Consider the following 17,564-nt stretch of genomic DNA (forward strand, 5'->3'; position numbering starts at 1 on the left):
GCCAAAAGTTCCCCCGCAAAGTTATTTGCTTGGTGCCGGAGAGATTTGCCTGGACTAAGAAAATAAGTGGGGGAGGGAGAATCCATCTCCTGCGTAACCAACTATCTGCCGAGAGTTTGCCCGGCAATGAAACAGTATTGTTTCCAGTGGTTGACATGACGCAGATTTGTTAACTAAAGTTAACAAGGTGGAGGTTAAGGAAAGCGCCTATAAACACGGCGTAAGCACCATAGACCTACTCCACGCAGTAAATACCCCTATAGATGTATTCCCCATGGACGGATACCGCATAGTGATAGGAGCTGGCACAGATGGCACGCTTCTGGAAACAGGAATCCGAAACCAAGTCATCTTCCATGCGATGAAAGCAAGACCGAAATACTTAAGGAGGAAGCGGTGAGTAAACGGACTATTGAAGAAATGATTGATGAGATTGAAAACGCTAACAATGGGGCAGGACCCGACCCGGTGGCTTCCGTCTACCGCGGTAAAGGACTTGCGCAACTAGCAGCAGCAATCCAGGCAGAAAAACGTGCCCAGGACGCCATTGCCCAAGCGGTAAGTACCGCTAGGGAAGAGGGGGCAACTTGGGAAATGATAGGTGACTATTTAGGGATGACTAGAGCGGGAGCATACAAAAAATTCAAATCCCTGCAGGTCGCTTAACCTAAGGAATGTTTTTCAAAATGCGCGGTTAATACCTGAATGGAGGTGCGGATTATTTTTTGGGCAGTTTTAGACTACCGGCTAGTAGTGGTGTCTGTATTGTTTTATGGTTAATCCGCCGAGGGTGAGTTTGATGCGATGGCTGTAGTAGAAATGAATGTAGCGTTTCACACCTGGAGGGGGATTCGGTTACTGCTGGTATAGGCGCGCCAAACAAAATGAAGAAAACTGACGATAACTGACGAACCCAATGACAATAGCGAAGATGAAAGTGGCGGGTTCCTAGCGCAAATTATGCTTGGAACCCGCCAGTTTCTATCTAGCCCTAACTCTTAAGCGAATAAAGCTAGGCAGAAATTTTTCGTATAGCTACTCCGGCCGAAACCAGGATTCCGCTTCCGAGCAAGAAGAGCGGCAAAGTTGCCCCGGTCTGCGGTAGTTGCTTACCGTCCGACTTGTTGGCAATCACAGTTTTCTTAACGATCTTAGAATTATGCTTGTCCGCTGCCGGAGCTGGTACTGGTCGTGTTTGCGATCCCGGTTGCGGTTGTGTGTCCGGCACAGGCTGCGGCTCGGGTGCCGGCGTAGCCTCCGTCGTCACTTGCACGGCGGGCACTTGCGCTAAATCGCCGGCGGTCAAAGAATTACCGCTGACCACCGTAATCGTTGGAGCGGCGCTAACGGTTTCCCCGCCAACCTGGGAAGGCTTTACTTTGTAGGTAAACACTCCTTCCCATTTTCCGTCTTTCACCGTGCCGGTTAGCGGCTGTGCCTGTACCTCACCGGTGCTGGCGGTGTAGGTTATTTGCAAATTCTGGTCAACGCTTGGCGCCTGCGGGCGGGGTTGGGAATTCAAATCCCACCTGGCATACATGTCTTGAATGCCGGGGTCGGCATGCCACAGCTCCAGCTTGTTGGCCCCCGCCACCATCGGGCAGCTCACTATTGCCTTACCCTGTGCGGGTATTGTTTCCGGCGTCATAGTGCACTGCGCCTCTACCGGTGCGCCGTCTTTGGTGAGTAATACGCGATAAGCTTTCGCCGTATAGTCTTCGGTGGATATTTGTACACTAAAACGCGGGGGAGTAACTGGTAATTGCGTCGCGCTCACGCGATAAGTGAATTCTACTTCCGCCGTATTTGCAGGAACCTTCTTAATGCTTTCCCCAACTACCTCTGCGCTAACTTCTCCCCACGGCTTTGCTGCACCGTCGTTTTGGGTGGGAACATAGGTCGCCTGCACTTTGTATGGTCCACATTTGATGCCGCTATCGCATTTCAGCGGATTCTCTACCGCTGACGCTGTAGTCACACCGAGCGGGAACAGCAGCGCGCTCAAACCCAGTGCAGTAAATAATCTAGGCAGTCTTTTCATCTACAAAAGCCCTTCCGTATACTTAGGTTAACCTTACCTAGGTAGAGTAAAAGGGAAAGGCTTATTTGTCTAGTAATGGTAGTCATAAAACTCTAAGCGATTTGCTTTTGGGGCGCCAAAGTAATGGCCCGGTAGCCGATTTGGCTGGTAGTTATTTACGACGGCGGCGTCAGCGCGATTCCCAAATACGCCAAGATGTAGGAACCTCACAAGGGGGCAAGCGTGTAGGCTAACCCGCTAGTTGCGCCCTCATTTTTCTCAGTTCCACAGCCACTAGACTGGCGGTGGAAAGAGTGGTGAACCCGCCGGCGAATCCGGTTCCAAGTAGCTGGTCGACCAGCTGATTGGTTGCATTTGCGCACTCGGGAAGTGGGGTGTTGGCGGGCAGTTTAAGGCTTTTTTGGGCGAATGGAAATCGAAATGTACTGCGGATACAAATGGACAAGAGCTGTGGGAGTAAACCCGCACCTACCAGCGGAGATGGAGGGATTCGAACCCTCGAGGGGCTATCCACCCCAACTCCCTTAGCAGGGGAGCGCACTAGGCCACTATGCGACATCTCCAATGTCAAAGCACCTCCATAGTTTAACGGACAGCAAGGTTAGCGGCAAAAACTGTTCGCGTGCATCCGGTCACTAGCTCCTCGAGGTAAAGGTTGCTCAATATTTCCAGCGATTTCGCTCCTGACTGGCAAAACATTAATTCTGGAGGGAGTATCTCGGCCCCTGTCCTCATTCCCAGGGTTTAAGACCGCAGCCGGGAAAAAAGCAGAAATGCCTAACATGATGAACATGCACAGCAAGGTCAGCCGCCCGATCGGGCGCAACCCCCAGGGGAAGCGTCAGCATCCGTGCCCTCACCGCGGTCAGCGCTAAAACAAGCCGCGCGGTTAACCGGGCCCGTGGGTATGGGGTATCTGCCGCTGGGAATCGCTTTCGGTGCTTTTGCGGTCACCCAAGGATTCCCCATTTGGCTGACTATTTTGTCGGCTGCGATTATCTATGCGGGCTCGATGGAGTTCACTGCGGTCTCCCTCATCCTAGGCGGGATTGATTTATTTCAAATCGCCCTCACCACCCTATTCGTCAATTTCCGGCATGTGTTTTACGGGCTAAGTTTCCCGCTGCGCAAAATAAAATCTGCGCCCGCCCGCTTATACGCGATCCACTCCCTCACGGACGAAGCCTATGCCCTGACTGTCTCCCATCTGGGAGATAAGCGCCTAACCGGACCGGTCGTCCTCTCTATAAATCTGCTCTGCCACCTTTATTGGGTAGGCGGGGTAACCGTGGGGGCCTTCGTGGGCAAAGCCCTACCCTTCGACACCGATTTCCTGGGGTTCGCCCTGCCCGCCCTGTTTGTCACCCTGGCAATAGATGCCTACCGGCAAAGCGACTATCCGCTGCTAGGGTTAGCCGCGCTAGCCTGCGGCTTAATCGGCTCCATCTGGTGCGGAAAATATATGCTCATCACCGCGCTTTCAATTTTCACCGTGGTGGTTTTACTGCATTGCGCCTGGGTAATGCGCCGCAGTCCTTCCGGGAAAGAGGGTGCCTAAAATGAACCCTTTAACCTACCCCTACGCCCTCGGTGCTATTGCCGTGATCTGGGCAGTTACCTACGCATTGCGCGCTTTCCCCTTTGTGGCGCTGCGCGGGAAAGAAGAATCGCCGCTGGTACGCTTGGTCGCCACCAGTATGCCGCTGGGAGTAATGGTAATCCTGGTGGTTTATGCGCTGATGGACACGGATTTTCACGCGCTCTCCTCCTGGGTGCCGGCAGTTGGTGGAATCCTGATAACCGCTGCTATCCACTGGAAATGGGCGAACGCGATGGCATCTATCGTGGCGGGAATTGCCACCTATTGGGCGCTGGGGATGTTACTGGCATGAGGGCGCGACTGGGGTAAAACACCGGGAATCGCTCCCTAAAACCCGCCCGGAAATCCGGCTTTATCCCCGCGGCTACGCTTTTAGCGTGGAAAGCTGCGGGCGGTATTCCAAGAGGACTAGGGTAAATAAGCAGGGATTTAGATTGCAAGGTTTGAGGAGGTAGCTTTGTCACGCACATTTACCTCCTTCAAATACCACAACTACCGGCTGTGGTGGATGTCTAATATTTTTGCTTCCACTGCCACCTGGATGCAGCGAGTCGCCCAAGACTGGGTGGTGCTGATGGTACTCACCGACCAGTCCGGCTTTGCAGTCGGGGTAGTCACTGCGCTGCAATTCTTGCCGCAGTTATTGCTGTCGATACCGGCAGGAATGGTGGCTGACCGCTTCAATCGGCGCCGCATCATTCAGATCTGCCAATGCATAGTTGCCCTCTGCGGGCTCCTAACTGGGATATTGCTGCTCACGGGAGTCGCCGCCCTCTGGCATATTTACATAATCGCCCTGATAACTGGGGTAGCGGATTGCCTAACCTCCCCGGCACGGCAAGCTTTCGTGTCGGAACTGGTCACTAAGGAAGATCTCCCTAATGCGGTGGGGTTAAACTCTACCGCCTTCAACTCGGCACGTCTGATTGGTCCGGGACTCGCCGGGTTTGTGATCGCTGGCATCGGGCCGGGCTGGGTTTTTATCGCCAATTTCGTCCTCTTTATCGTTCCGGTCCTCGGCTTGTCGCTGATGGATCCTGCCCGGCTTTATCGCCCGGAAAAAACTTCCCGCACCAAAGGAATGATGCGCGAAGGCCTGCGTTATGTGCAAAACCGTACCGACATTAAAGCGATCATCGCCATCCTTACGGTAGTGGGGGCGTTGGGACTAAATTTCCAGCTCACCCAAGCGGTCATGGCCACCCGAGTGTTCGGTAAAGGTGCAGGTGAATATGGCTTATTGGGCTCGATTATGGCGATCGGCGCCCTGGCGGGAGCCCTGCAAGCTGCCCGGCGGCGTCAGCCCCGAGTGTTCACCGTGGTGGTCTCCGCCGTCCTATTTGGAATCTTAGAGGGCGCCTTAGCGCTGGCTCCCACCTACGAAATCTTCGCCCTGTTACTGATCCCCACCGGATTCGTAATGTTGAATCTGCTTACCAGCGCTAACGCCACTATCCAAGTTTCTACCGAGGAAGAAATCAGAGGGCGGGTACTGTCCATTTATTTCCTCTTCTTCCTGGGAACCACCCCGATCGGGGCACCAATAATCGGTTGGGTAGCGGAACATTGGGGCCCCCGGTGGTCACTAGGCGTCGGCGCCATCGCGTCCTTGCTGGTTGCGCTAATAGTAGGCATTTGGCTGTGGCGGCATTGGAAAGTAGACGTTACCCTGCGCGCCTCCCGCCCCTTTGTCAGCATCGAAGGACCGCGCGAACGAGCGATGCGGCGTCGGAAAGAACGCGCGGAGCGTCAACGGATTATGGATAACCAGTCACGAGACACCGGAACCTAAGGCAGTCTTCCAGGCACATACCCCGGTGTTACCAGCGTAAAAATTAGAGAAAACCCAGGTATATCCAAATTTCTGGGATTTTGTTCCTCTCGATAGTTTTCCTGCCGGTTCCGCGTTGTTAACCCACAGGTAACTTTAGATTGTTAGCTTCCAGGTGAAAGTTAAAATTTCTCATCTGGAGGGAGTTAATCCCGTGACTAAAACTGATATGCCCCCTACAGAGGTGGAAGCACCTTTGGGACAACTGACTTTTTTCCAAAAACTGGCGAAAAAAGATGTGTACTGGCATTTGGCTTTCGGTGGTCTGCTCTTGGGAAGTGCCATCTGGTTCATTTTTTGGGCTTTCGATTACGTAGGAGAAACCGATCAAGCGTTACTGCTAGTAATAACTATCGCCTTTGCGGTGTTCATGGCCTTCAATATCGGCGGTAACGATGTGGCTAACTCCTTTGGCACCTCCGTTGGTGCGGGCACCCTATCAATGAAACAAGCCCTAGTAGTGGCCGCGATTTTTGAGGTGTCCGGGGCAGTAATCGCCGGAGGAGAAGTAACCGATACGGTGCGCTCGGGAATCGTAGACCTATCGGCCATCTCGAATCTGCAAGCTATAGACTTTGCGCTAATCATGACATCTTCCCTGTTAGGGGCGGCAGTATGGCTGCTGGTAGCGACCCGCATGGGGTGGCCGGTATCAACCACCCACTCGATCGTAGGTGGCATCGTCGGCGCTGCTCTGACCGTAGGCTTTACCACCCACACCGGGGGTTGGAGCATGGTGCAGTGGGGAGGCATCGGGAAAATTGCCATCTCTTGGGTGCTGTCCCCGGTATTGGGCGGGGTAGTGGCCTATATCTTATTCAAATCGATTAAATCCTCGATCCTGGTTTACAACGAACGCGCTGACCAGCGTCTACGTGAAATTAAACAGGAACGTGCGGATCTGCGTAATCGCCACAAGGCCTGGTTCGAGCGGCTCAATGAAATCCAACAGGTTTCCTACACCAACGCGATGGTACGGGATGCTACCACCATGAATATGGGGGACTATGATCCCTCTGATCTGGAATCTGACTACTTCAAAGAGCTCGAACGTATCAACCGAGAAAAAGATGATCTCAACGCCCACAAAGCTCTAGATACTTGGGTGCCATTGTTGGCGGCATTTGGAGCCGTCATCATCGGCTCCCTAATGTTGTTCAAAGGGCTAGATAACCTGGATATCAACTTATCTATGCTGGGTAACCTGTTAATCCTGACGATGTTGGCGGCAGCAGTGTGGATGGCAGTCTTTATTTTTGCGCGTTCCCTCAAACGGCGTGATCTTTCCCGCTCAACCTTCCTGTTGTTCTCATGGATGCAGGTCTTTACCGCTTCCGCATTCGCTTTCTCGCATGGGTCGAACGATATCGCCAACGCTATTGGCCCCTTCATTGCGGTGCTAGACGTCTTGCGTACCGGCGGTATTTCCACAGAAAGCGCTGTCCCGGGAGCAGTCATGCTCACCTTGGGGATCGCCCTGATTGCGGGGCTGTGGTTCATTGGTCGCTACGTTATTAAGACCGTAGGATCTGGGCTTACCGAAATGCACCCGGCCTCGGGATTCGCGGCAGAGCTTTCGGCTGCGGCGGTAGTTATGGGGTCCTCGCTGCTGGGGCTGCCGGTTTCCTCTACCCACATTTTGATTGGTGCAGTGCTCGGGATCGGGATCGTTAATAAAGCTGCCAACTGGTCATTAATGAAGCCGATTGCGCTGGCCTGGGTGATTACCTTGCCGGCTGCGGCGGTTATCTCCGCGATTACGGTGAGCGTATTGCGGGTGATTTTGTAGGCTAATAGTTAGCCCCCTTCGGCCAGGTACTCCTGAGGATCGTCCTCGGGGTGGTGCCTGGCCGAAGAGGTTTTAAAGGGAAGAAACAGAGGAAGTAGCGCCGTTTATAGTGCCCCCGAGACGATTCGAACGTCCGACACCCGCTTTAGGAGAGCGGTGCTCTATCCCCTGAGCTACGAGGGCGCAAGGCGGCCGTCAGCGCCTCAGCCAGTCTAGGATAACACTGGTTAGGCAGGCTCAAAATTGCGCTCCGGCTTATTGCGGGAGAAGCAGGACGTGAGAATTGTCGTTTTCGCGATCTTAGGGCATGGCAACCAGGGCAAACCCCCGCTTTCGCGTATGGTGGCATCGTGAGCTATAACCCGGAAACAGAGATGACCACAGCGGAAGACGTTACCAGCGAGGTCGCCGCGGACACAGCGGCGCCCAAAACCCGTAAACAGCTGGTACAGGAGATGCTCTCGCACTGGAATGCTAGCTTGGAGCATACGATTGCCGAGGAAACCTCCTCCGGCTACCTAGAGCTGTCTGCTGCCCACCCCGGGGGCTTAGCACAGTTATATGGAGGGCGTCCGACTCGGTTATCTAACCTGGTGCGCGAACCGCGTGCCCTGTCTCATTGCCGTATCCGGGCTCGCGAAGTGCTCGCTGCCTCGCGTGATCGGGAATCCCGCTACGGTAGCGCGCCGGTTTATTTGGCGATTGGGACTGCCTCCTGGCGGCAAGGCGGCAGCCTGGGAGCCGCCTGGGAACGCGCCGCGAGTAAATCTGCGTCCTCGACCACGAAAATGTCGGCAACCGCTGCAACGGCAGTAAATACAGAAAGCAACCTCTCTATCCGCGAAGATACTGCCGAGGAGCAGGCTGCAGATAGCGCGGTATACGATATTGAAAAAGTACGCGCCAATGAGCCGCGCACTATTACCGGACCGGCATTACTATGCCCGGTAGAGCTGTCTTTAACCGCCGATGAGGATGTGCTGATCACTCTGAACAGCACCGTAGAAGTATGGCCCCCACTGGAAGCGGCACTGCGGGAAAAGGGTGAGCAAGCAGAAATTGTTTCCATTTTGCAAGGTACGCAGGCTGCGGTAGCTTTTAGCCCCACCAATGCCCTGCACGAATTGCGGCGCCTGGGGTTGCGGCATTTGCTGGGATTTGACCTCTACGATTCGCTCACCGTGGGGCAATACCTGCATCCCCTTTCCAACCTGGTCAAAGACTTTGCGCTCAACCAAGATCTCCTGGAACAGTCCGAGGTTACTGCCGCGCTTTGCGGAGATGCAGAGGCCGCGGGGGCAGTGCTTTCTCCGCTGCCGCAACCGGTATTGACCGACCGTGATCCCCTGGCCGAGCATGGGGTAGGAGATTTAGATCCCGCCCAGCATAACGTGCTAGATGCGGTGGCCTCCGGGGCAAATCTGCTGTTAGATGCGCCTCCGGAATCGGAAAAGACTTCCACGGTGGCCGCAATTCTAGCGGACGCTGCCAGTGCCGGGCGTACCATTGCCTATGTGCCCGGCGCGCGGCGTCGCCTACAGCAGGTGTTGGGGTATTTGAATCGTTTAGGGCTAGAGAGCCTCACCCTGGACTTGTCGAATCGTAGCCGTTGGCGCGACATTATCCCCGCCAAGCTACTGGAATCTTTAAACGCCCCGGTGGAAGCAGTAGATCCGGCCGCCGATGAAGCCACTATGAAGATGCGTAACGAACTCACTCAGGTGCGCTCCCAACTGGGCGGATATATGGAGCAGCTGCATCGCAAACGCGATCCCTGGCAGGTGTCCGCCTATGATGCCTTGCAGGTACTAGCCGATTTAACCTCTATGAAGCCCGGACCGCGCACTAAAGTACGTTTCGATTTGGAAACTTTGCATCATATTGCTTCCGATGGGGCGAAACGAGCCCAAGAGCTACTGGTGCAAGCCGCCGAAGAGGGGATTTTCTCGCAAACGCGAGCCACAAATCCCTGGCATTCGGTAGTAATTTCTTCTCCCGAAATGGTTGATACCGCAGTAGAGGGCGTCAGTCAGCTAGCGGGTCGCCTGTTGCCGCAGGTGCGCGCGGATATTGATCGCGCTCAAAAGGAAACCGGGCTGCTGCGAGCCAAGAATCTGAACCAATGGCATGACCAATTGCGGATGCTCGACGGTCTGCGCGAAGCCATGGACGTGTTCAAGCCTCAGATTTTCGAGCGTTCGGCTGCCGATATGGTGATTGCCACCGCTACTAAGAAATGGCGTAAAGAACGCGCTCTCAACATGAAGGAATCCCAGCGGCGTCGCCTGATCAAACAGGCTAAAGACATGGTGCGGCCGGGACGAAAAGTGGAAGACCTACATAGAGAGCTGATCCGGGTGCAGCAGCAGCGCCGGATTTGGCGCGAATATTCTCCCGGTGGAGGCTGGCCGGTACTGCCGGGACGCCTTGACCAGATGCAAAAAGCAGAGGAAGCCTTACGCAGCCATATCGCGCGGTTACAGCCGTTCTTTTCCACTGGATTTGGCGATTTAACGCAAATGCCTCTGGACGAGTTAGCCAGTTTGATTGATAACTTGTCCCAAGATGAAAAAGGCGCCGAACGTCTGCCGCAGCGGGTATCAATTCTGAAAGAACTACACGATTTCGGTCTCGATGAACTCGTTGATGACCTGCGGGCACGGCGAGTTCCTTTCGAGTTGCTACGAGCAGAACTAGATCTTTCTTGGTGGGCATCAGCGTTGGCGGAGATGCTGCGTCTAGATGACCGGCTGGCGCATTTCGATGGAGAACGCCTCAGCGAACTCTCTGCGCGGCTGCGTGAACTTGATATTGCCCAGGTTAACTCGCTGTCGGGACAGGTTCTGCACCAGGTACGCCACCAGATAGCCAAACTGGTAGATTCCCAGTCGGAAACGGTCTCTGACCTAGAGCAAGTATTGAAAGATGCCCGCGGCGACCTGCCAGAAGTGATCGGGCAATTCCCGATTGTGGAGCGGCTACGGCCGATTCGCGCGATTCCTCCGGTACTGGTACCCCAGGTTCTCGGCAATGATCACCCCGTGGATTTGCTGGTACTGGACGGAGTGGAAAATACCGACTTGGCAGAAGTTATTCCCGCGATTGCTAGGGCGAAACAAGTGATAGTCGTGGGGGATGTTCGCCGCAGTGAGCAAGGCACGGTTTCGGAGTTTGCGGGCATATTCCCGCAGTTAACTGCGCCTCCTACCCGTTCGCGGGTAAATGAGTGGGTAGCTTCCTTCCTGGCCGATCACGACTATGGACGGGACGTGATGCCGGTTACGGTGCCGCGCCCCTCTCGCCCGGTGACTTTAACGGTAGTCGATGGACGGGGAATGCCTGCTCCTGGTGCCCAATGCGTCGAAACTTCTTCCCAGGAAGTTGAAGAGGTAGTGCGGCAAGTTTGCTTGCACGCCCAGTCTCAAAGCAAAGAGTCTTTGGGAGTGGTAGCTTTGACGGTCAAGCATGCCCGGCGGATCAGTGCCGCGATTATGAGTGAAGTCGCTCGTAACCCGCAGCTAGATGAATTCTTGGGTAGTAACCAAGAAGAACCCTTTGTGATTGTAGACGCGGCGGGAGCTGCAGGACTGCGCCGGGACCACGTGATTTTATCGGTAGGTTTCGCCAAGACTCCTCACGGGCAAGTACTCCATGACTTTGGAGTTATCTCGGCTGCTGACGGCACGGCACTACTGGTAGACGCAGTTTCTATGGTGCGTAGAGAGCTATCTTTGGTGTCGTCGATGGCACCGGAAGCTATCGATCCGCAACGTCTGCATCACCCTGGCTCCCAGATGCTTTACGATTTGCTACAGGCCGCCCGCGCCGAGGCGCAAACTGTCGGGCCAGTTGAGGCCGCGCAGGCAATGGGAGAGGAAGAATCTCAGCCTGATCGCTTGCTACTGGATCTAGCGGAAAGGCTCTATTCAGTGGGGCTGACCGTGATTCCCAACCTGGGACCCAAGAACGGCATGCGGATCCCGCTAGCCATCGGGCATCCAGACTATCCTGATGAACTACTAGTGGCGGTACTTACCGACAACCCGGACTATGTAGCCGAGAAATCTTTGCGGCGCCGCGAACGCCACTGGTTGCAAAGGCTCAAAGAATATGGCTGGGTAGTAAGCATCGTTTATTCCACCGCGGTATTTATGGATCCGGCCACGCAAGCTCAGCAGCTACTGGATCTGGTAGTTGATGTGGTTGAGGAGCGCAAAAAAGCGCAGGCACAGCGGGAAGCAGCGACAGCTCCCGCGCCCGCGGCCTCCCCGGCACCCGCGCCACTGCCCGCTGCTTCCCTCGTTTCGCAAGAGGCAACAAGTGAAGAAGAGCGCAGTGTAAAGCGTCCTGCCATCTCGCGAGGGTTGCCCCTAACCGCCTACGGTGATGATCAGCTAGATGATCTGCTCGCCTGGATTCGTTCGGACGATAAGCCACGCAGCGTGGATGAAGAAGTGGAACTGCTCTTTAATGAGCTAGGTTTGCAGCGCCGTGACGGTCAGGTGGAAACCATCCTGAAGAATGTCGTCACCCGGAACGCTTAACTATGAAGCATCCGGCAGCGCGTACCTACTCCGAGGTGGATCGCCGGCGCATCCGCGAAGGGAAACCCACTTCCTGGCAGGAAAGTGCCGATCCGCTCTCCGATCACCGCGACCATCGAGAAACTACTGATCAGCGCCCGGAAGTAGACTACCTATCCGAAATGCCCCCTCATTGGCGCGAGCATAACCAGTAGCTTGTTTCGGGGTTAGCTGTTTTGGGAGGCAGATTTTTCGGATTGTAGGAGGTCGCGGATTTCGGTCAGCAGTTCTACCTGGGGATCTGCCTTGGGCTCTTCCGCCTCCTCATCAGCCTTAGCTTTAGCGTCACGCATACGCATCAGCTTATTCATCGGCACAATAATGCAGGTGTAAATCGCAAGAGCTACCAGCAGGAAGTTCACGAGGGCGGTAATAATTGCGCCCGGTTGCACAGTTGCGTTGCCCAGGTGGAACTCTAATACGTTATCGAAATTAGGTTTGCCCACTAGTCCCGCAATTAGCGGATTAATGAATTTATCCACGATGGCGGTGACTACCGCTCCAAAGGCGGCACCAATAACTACCCCAACTGCCAGGTCGATGGCGTTGCCGCGGGAAATAAATTCTTTGAATCCCGCAATGAAACCAGTATTTTCTTTACTCATTATTCCTCATTTAGTTGTATTAACCTGTCCTGGCCAATTGTAGCGGTTCAGATTTGCTGGCTTGGACCAGGCGGCCAGCCGCACTGGGTTTAACCGCAACCTCAATGGTGGCGGCTTTTTGTCCGCCCGTCAAAGATCCACTAGCGGCACTGACTGATAATACTTGCGCCGTGATTTGTGCGGAGAGTCCCTTATTCTCCGCAGATTTTCTCGCCCCGCCCTCGAGGATAGTTTGCGCACTATCCGTGTCCGGGCTGGTATCGGGGGCAGAGTTACTATCTTGAGCATTTCCGAGGAAGAAAATCACTTCATCACCGGCGTTGGCCAGGCCTTGATCGCTTTCTCGCAAAGGTAATGCCAAAATCACTTTCCCTTTAAAGGAATGTCGCGAAAAAGGAGAAGAAGAAAATAACGCCGGAAACAGGGTAGTGCCGGCAGCAATGGGAACGGCTGTTCGCTGACCGACTGCCTGGGAAGGTTTCTTATATCCCTGTGGCGGGAGAGCGGCCACGGGAATCTGTTTCACAGTTACTTGGCCAGCCTCAATAATGCTTCCTGGCGGAATATCGGTGGCGGCAACTACGAGTGGTTTCGTGACCACTTGGGGTAGTACTAAACGCAGTAAGGTGACGACTACTGCAACTGCGGCTGCCAGGGCGATAGTGCGTCGCCAACGCCAAAGGAACTCGCGCATAACCAGATTTTTATCGATTTCTTGAGCGCTAGGGAAATACCAGATAATCTGCCGGAAAACATTGTGGAATTTACCCCTTGGGGACAAAGAAACGCTACCTGCAGAAAACCATTAACCGCAGGTTAATTCCTCCTTCTTGGAGCGGTAAATCTGGGGGAGAGTCTCACTGGGGAAGTAACCGCCATGAGCTGCCCCTTAGGGGACACTACAACCCAACTGGAACCTAACCCGCTAACGGGATCGTAAATCTACTCGCTGTCTAGTTTTTGCAAACGCCCCGAGGAGGTAAGTACCTGGTCAACTAACTGGTCATGCGGTTCATGGGGTAGCGTCCCCGCCTGTAAGACTTCCCAGTCATGAGTTAGCGCAATTAGTTGGGGTCGAGGGGGAGAAGTCAGATTGCAGTGCGCCAAGGCTTGATCGTACCAGCCGGCGCCTCGTCCCAGGCGCACCTGCGTCCTATCCACTGCCAAAGCAGGCAAGAAAATAAACTTTAACCCCAGTTTCGCCAGGTCATTACCATGCATCTCTTTGGAAAGTAGCGGCGGGTGGGGATTGAAACGGCGGTATAGAGCGCGAGTATGTTGTACCGGATCTAGCTGTCCCCAACGTGGCTGCTCCAGATCACAGGGAACCACCAGTTTCAAACCGGAATCTAAAATAGCTTCGTTGAGTAAAAAGGTAGGAACTTCAGTGTCGAAAGAAAGATAACTGGCTACTACCTCGCCGGGTTTTAAGGAATCTAATAGCGGTCTGGCAGCCGCGAGAACTTGCGATTCGGCCTGGATACGTTGAGCAGGGGAAAACGTTAAGCGGCGCCGATCAAGGAATTTTTTCCGCAGTGCAGGCTTACTAATCACAGAATCCATGAGTCAATGATAGACGCTCGTGGGTTTGCCCATAGTCGGCTTTTCGCTGCCGCGCTAAAGACCCTGGCAGGTAACCTGGTAACAGTACGAGAACTCAGGAGGGGTAATGCGCACGGTTGCGGAACATCTAAATACTTGTCTTTCCCTAGTGGCGCCGCTAGATCCCCTGGACGTGTTGCTACCGGATGCGGTGGGGTGTGTCCTAGCCGAGGACGTGAGCGCACCTTTCGATTTGCCGGTCACCGACCAGGCAACCTTGGATGGCTATGCGGTACGTTCCCAAGACGTGGGGGGAGCCGGCAAAATGCGTCAGGTTTACCTGGACGTAATCGCCGAGGTGAAAGCGGGGGATGCAGAACCGTGCACCCTAGTGGAAAATAGTGCCGTCCGGATCGCCTCGGGTGCGCCTTTACCAGTGGGAGCCGACACGGTAGTTCCGTTAGAGGAAACCGACCAGGCGCCGGCGCGGGTTCAGATTTTGTCCGCGCCTACCAAAGGAAAAAATATTTTGCGACGGGGGCAAGACGTAAGTGCCGGTACCCCGATTTTGCGTGCCGGATCACGTATTGGATCGCGGCAAGTAGCGTTATTGGCGGGAGTAGGGCGCCTGCGCGTCACAGTGCGTCCGCGTCCGCGGGTAGTAATTTTGTCTATCGGAGATGAACTGATCGAGCCGGGTAAACCGATCCGCGCCGGGGCGGTCTTCGATGCTAATGGGCATGCGCTTTCTTCTGCAGTGGCGGATGCGCGCGCCGACACGTTCCGAGTGGCAGCAGTGCCCGATGAACAAAAAGCACTCTCGGAAACCATTGAAGACCAGCTAGTTCGGGCAGATATTATTATCACCACCGGGGGGCTGTCCTACGGTAGTGCCGATACAGTTAAAGAGGTGCTGGCACCTTTAGGGACTGCGCGCTTTGACAATGTGGCGATGACTCCTGGCAAACAACTCGGTTATGGCACGGTGGGGGAAGGCACCCCGATATTTTGTCTTCCCGGGAATCCGGTAGCCGCCCAGATTAGTTACGAGATTTTTGTACGCCCCTGCCTGCGACATATGGCTGGTTGGGAAGAACTGTACCGTCCTTCTTTGCGCGCGCGAGTGGATCGCGGTTGGCGTTCCCCGGCGGGTAGACGGCAGTTTGTACCCGTGAAAATCGTAGGTGCTCCCGATAGTGGTTACCGCGCGCGTCTAACTGGCGAGCCAGAAGATCTTTTACTATCTACTATGGCTCGGGCGAACGCGCTGGCAGTTATCCCCGAGGCAGTCACTTCCGTCTCGGAGGGCGACTATTTCCACTGCATGGTGCTAGATTAAGGCGCCGTGTTGCTTTACGAGCGTTTAACTTTTCGCCGCAGGCCGCGCTACTATTCACAGCTGGATAATCCCGTAGCTCGCGGCCTGATTAAACCGGGTGATCCGCCGGTAAATCAGCTATCTATTAGGGAAATGGTAGCGCGGGATCATCGGCGGGCGGCGCAGGTAAGAGCCGATAATCAACGCTGGTTGGCGCCTTGGGAAGCCAGTGTTGCCCCGGGGTATCCCCCAGAGGATATGGAGCTGGAAGCGTTCATTCGTCGTAGCGCCCGCCTGGTGCGTCAGCGGCGTTACTATCCGTTTGCTGTTTATGCTGATGATCAGTTGGTGGGGCAGGTAACTATTGGGGATATTGCTCTGGGAGCCTCGCATTCGGGGAACCTGGGATATTGGGTAGCCGAAGCCTATAGCGGCCGAGGAGTGATTACCGCTGCGGTAGCGATGGTGTTGGATCTATGTTTGGGGGCTCCCTACCTGCATCGCGTAGAGATCAATATTCGTCCCGAAAATAATGTGTCTTTGCGGGTAGTGCAGAAACTGGGGCTGCGTTTCGAGGGACGGAAACAGAATTTTTATTGCATTGCGGGAAGCTGGGCTGATCACCTGGGGTATGCGGCAACTGCTGAGGAAATCCCTGCGGGTGGCTACCTGGCACAGCTAGAAAAAAGAGCGAGTCTGAAAGGTGAGGAAGCCTAGGGGGAGCAGGCGGGAGGCTAATTTTCCGCCGTGCTAACCAGTGTTTCCGCGAACGTGAGATTGCTTAAAGCAACGGTTCTTGCCACGGTAAAAAGCGGAAAAATTCCGTAGCTATTGTGGCTATTGGTGCGAGTGTTGCAGATGTTGCATTTTGCTAAAGATTTCATAACTTTGCCTGTTCAACACGCCTTTGTGAAGAGAGAATCTGGCGCCTAAATCCCCTATTTTTGATATGTGGAGTTTATTGGATTGGCCTTGCCGATATTGGTCTTAATTCTGGGGGGAATCTACCTGCCCCTCTTTATTGACACCAAGCGCCGGCAATCCCAATCTCATGGCGATGATCGTTTTAGCGCCAATTTGCGGGTACTTAACACGCAGCCACCGGCACAAAAGCGGCAACGCTACAGCGTAAACCCCCCAGTTTTAGGAGGAACCATGCAGCGACCAGTAGCACCAACCCAGCGTGATCACAGTGAACTGATGGCCGCCCGGATTACCCGGGCGCGTCAAATCGAGCGACGATCACAAGCTGCGCGCCGCCGTCTCACCCTGCTTACGGTGCAGTTCGCGGTAGGTATGGTGCTGGTTACGGCGGCTGCCGTTAGTCTACTTTCCTGGTGGTGGGCACTTATTCCGTTAGCCACCATTGCGGGAACTCTATTTCTGGGGGCGCGAGCTGCTAAAGCCGGCCGGGAAAATGATCAGCGTGCCCAAGAAATTATTCGCGCCCTCGAGATGCGCCCCGCTAAGGGGCATCGGGTGAGTGCCAGCGAAAAGAAATTCGCCCAAATGCACGCCAAGGCCGAATCTGCTCAGAGCGCTGTCAGCGCCGAAAAGTCCGAAACCAGCGCCGCAGCTACCGCCAGCGAAACCAAAGTAGAATCTGCTGGGGAAAACCGCGGGCGCATGGCGCTTGGCAAACTAGCTACGGCTGCCCGGCGCGCCGCCAATTTGCGGGAATATTTTGTAATTCGCGAGGACGAAACCACAGATCAAGTAGAAGAAACGGCGGCGACAGATACTCGGGAAATAACGGCCGCCCGCTCGCAGAAACAGTCTGAAACTGCAGAAGAAAACGTGGTAGTTGCTCCTGTAGAGGATAAAAGCGGCGAAGATAAAGACCACGCGGTCACTGCGGTATCCGAGAAAGAAACCACTACGGTAGCGGAAGTTACCGAAATATCCGCCGAGGACGTCAGCGCGGATACGGCCGCGGAAGCGGAGAGCTCGCCAGTCGCTGCGCAGGCAGCGGCGGAAGCAGAAGACCAGGCAGAAACCAACCGCAGCTGGACGCCCACACCGATGCCGAAACCCATCTATGCCCTCAAACCGCGGTTAGCGCGCCGGGATGTAGATGCGTCTGAGCTGCTCGCAGAACATTTGGCGGCACAGGGCAAGACCCCCTATCGTCCTTCGCGTCCGCGCCCGCATAGCGAGGAATCTTTGACTACCGCGCAATTGGTGGCGCAAAGCAAGCCGGTAGACGTGGAGGCCATTTTGAACACTCGACGGATCGCCAACTAAGAACTGGCTGG

At 54.8% G+C, this 17,564-nt stretch carries 14 protein-coding genes and 2 tRNA genes; 10 read left to right on the forward strand and 6 right to left on the reverse strand.

Annotated features, from left to right (window positions below; all coding sequences use genetic code 11):
• The first annotated feature begins 396 nt into the window (after positions 1-396).
• Positions 397-666 (forward strand): hypothetical protein, encoded by a 270-nt coding sequence (locus F605_RS0105010; RefSeq protein WP_022864807.1) that lies wholly within the window; start codon positions 397-399, stop codon positions 664-666.
• A 346-nt stretch (positions 667-1,012) separates the two neighbouring features.
• Here F605_RS0105010 and F605_RS0105015 read toward each other — a convergent pair whose 3' ends face one another.
• Together F605_RS0105015 and F605_RS0105020 are read right to left on the reverse strand one after the other, a co-directional pair.
• Complete coding sequence (locus F605_RS0105015; protein WP_022864808.1) at positions 1,013-2,041, reverse strand: hypothetical protein; 1,029 nt, start codon at positions 2,039-2,041, stop codon at positions 1,013-1,015.
• 475 nt (positions 2,042-2,516) lie between these two features.
• A tRNA-Ser gene (locus F605_RS0105020) sits at positions 2,517-2,604 on the reverse strand.
• 287 nt (positions 2,605-2,891) lie between these two features.
• On the opposite strand from F605_RS0105020, the gene F605_RS0105025 reads away from it, so the two are divergent.
• The 4 genes from F605_RS0105025 to F605_RS0105040 all read left to right on the forward strand — a co-directional run bounded on the left by F605_RS0105025 (position 2,892) and on the right by F605_RS0105040 (position 7,261).
• Positions 2,892-3,599, forward strand: coding sequence for an AzlC family ABC transporter permease (locus tag F605_RS0105025; RefSeq protein ID WP_022864809.1), 708 nt, complete (start codon positions 2,892-2,894; stop codon positions 3,597-3,599).
• Between the two features lies 1 nt (position 3,600).
• Positions 3,601-3,933, forward strand: a complete 333-nt coding sequence (locus F605_RS0105030) for a branched-chain amino acid transporter permease (RefSeq protein WP_022864810.1) — start codon at positions 3,601-3,603, stop codon at positions 3,931-3,933.
• Between the two features lie 165 nt (positions 3,934-4,098).
• On the forward strand, positions 4,099-5,433 hold the full coding sequence (locus F605_RS0105035) for an MFS transporter (RefSeq protein ID WP_022864811.1): 1,335 nt from the start codon (positions 4,099-4,101) through the stop codon (positions 5,431-5,433).
• A 193-nt stretch (positions 5,434-5,626) separates the two neighbouring features.
• Complete coding sequence (locus F605_RS0105040; protein ID WP_244865162.1) at positions 5,627-7,261, forward strand: inorganic phosphate transporter; 1,635 nt, start codon at positions 5,627-5,629, stop codon at positions 7,259-7,261.
• 110 nt (positions 7,262-7,371) lie between these two features.
• Here the strand turns inward: F605_RS0105040 and F605_RS0105045 are convergent.
• A tRNA-Arg gene (locus F605_RS0105045) sits at positions 7,372-7,444 on the reverse strand.
• 191 nt (positions 7,445-7,635) lie between these two features.
• On the opposite strand from F605_RS0105045, the gene F605_RS09995 reads away from it, so the two are divergent.
• Both F605_RS09995 and F605_RS0105055 read left to right on the forward strand, forming a co-directional pair.
• Entirely contained in the window at positions 7,636-11,805 is a 4,170-nt protein-coding gene (locus tag F605_RS09995) for a hypothetical protein (RefSeq protein WP_022864813.1), read from the forward strand.
• 2 nt (positions 11,806-11,807) lie between these two features.
• Entirely contained in the window at positions 11,808-11,999 is a 192-nt protein-coding gene (locus F605_RS0105055; RefSeq protein WP_022864814.1) for a hypothetical protein, read from the forward strand.
• Positions 12,000-12,011: 12 nt separating this feature from the next.
• Here F605_RS0105055 and mscL read toward each other — a convergent pair whose 3' ends face one another.
• The 3 genes from mscL to F605_RS11020 all read right to left on the reverse strand — a co-directional run bounded on the left by mscL (position 12,012) and on the right by F605_RS11020 (position 14,003).
• Positions 12,012-12,449: a large conductance mechanosensitive channel protein MscL gene (mscL, locus tag F605_RS0105060; RefSeq protein ID WP_022864815.1), complete on the reverse strand. Its 438-nt coding sequence runs from the start codon at positions 12,447-12,449 to the stop codon at positions 12,012-12,014.
• Between the two features lie 19 nt (positions 12,450-12,468).
• Positions 12,469-13,230 (reverse strand): SAF domain-containing protein, encoded by a 762-nt coding sequence (locus F605_RS0105065; protein ID WP_022864816.1) that lies wholly within the window; start codon positions 13,228-13,230, stop codon positions 12,469-12,471.
• Positions 13,231-13,391: 161 nt separating this feature from the next.
• Complete coding sequence (locus tag F605_RS11020; protein ID WP_162138272.1) at positions 13,392-14,003, reverse strand: 5-formyltetrahydrofolate cyclo-ligase; 612 nt, start codon at positions 14,001-14,003, stop codon at positions 13,392-13,394.
• 115 nt (positions 14,004-14,118) lie between these two features.
• On the opposite strand from F605_RS11020, the gene F605_RS0105075 reads away from it, so the two are divergent.
• From F605_RS0105075 to F605_RS0105085, 3 genes are all read left to right on the forward strand, one after another.
• Positions 14,119-15,330 (forward strand): molybdopterin molybdotransferase MoeA, encoded by a 1,212-nt coding sequence (locus F605_RS0105075; RefSeq protein WP_022864818.1) that lies wholly within the window; start codon positions 14,119-14,121, stop codon positions 15,328-15,330.
• 6 nt (positions 15,331-15,336) lie between these two features.
• Entirely contained in the window at positions 15,337-16,026 is a 690-nt protein-coding gene (locus tag F605_RS0105080) for a GNAT family N-acetyltransferase (RefSeq protein WP_022864819.1), read from the forward strand.
• Positions 16,027-16,260: 234 nt separating this feature from the next.
• Complete coding sequence (locus tag F605_RS0105085) at positions 16,261-17,553, forward strand: hypothetical protein (RefSeq protein WP_022864820.1); 1,293 nt, start codon at positions 16,261-16,263, stop codon at positions 17,551-17,553.
• Positions 17,554-17,564: the final 11 nt, after the last annotated feature.

This window comes from Varibaculum cambriense DSM 15806, assembly GCF_000420065.1.
Taxonomy (GTDB): domain Bacteria; phylum Actinomycetota; class Actinomycetes; order Actinomycetales; family Actinomycetaceae; genus Varibaculum; species Varibaculum cambriense.

Bases quoted from the DNA above. Each gene is read 5' to 3' on its own strand.
- mscL (WP_022864815.1), bottom strand. From the start codon at position 12,449: ATGAGTAAAGAAAATACTGGTTTCATTGCGGGATTCAAAGAATTTATT.
- F605_RS0105075 (WP_022864818.1), top strand. From the start codon at position 14,119: ATGCGCACGGTTGCGGAACATCTAAATACTTGTCTTTCCCTAGTGGCG.
- F605_RS0105015 (WP_022864808.1), bottom strand. From the start codon at position 2,041: ATGAAAAGACTGCCTAGATTATTTACTGCACTGGGTTTGAGCGCGCTG.
- F605_RS0105030 (WP_022864810.1), top strand. From the start codon at position 3,601: ATGAACCCTTTAACCTACCCCTACGCCCTCGGTGCTATTGCCGTGATC.
- F605_RS09995 (WP_022864813.1), top strand. From the start codon at position 7,636: ATGACCACAGCGGAAGACGTTACCAGCGAGGTCGCCGCGGACACAGCG.
- F605_RS0105055 (WP_022864814.1), top strand. From the start codon at position 11,808: ATGAAGCATCCGGCAGCGCGTACCTACTCCGAGGTGGATCGCCGGCGC.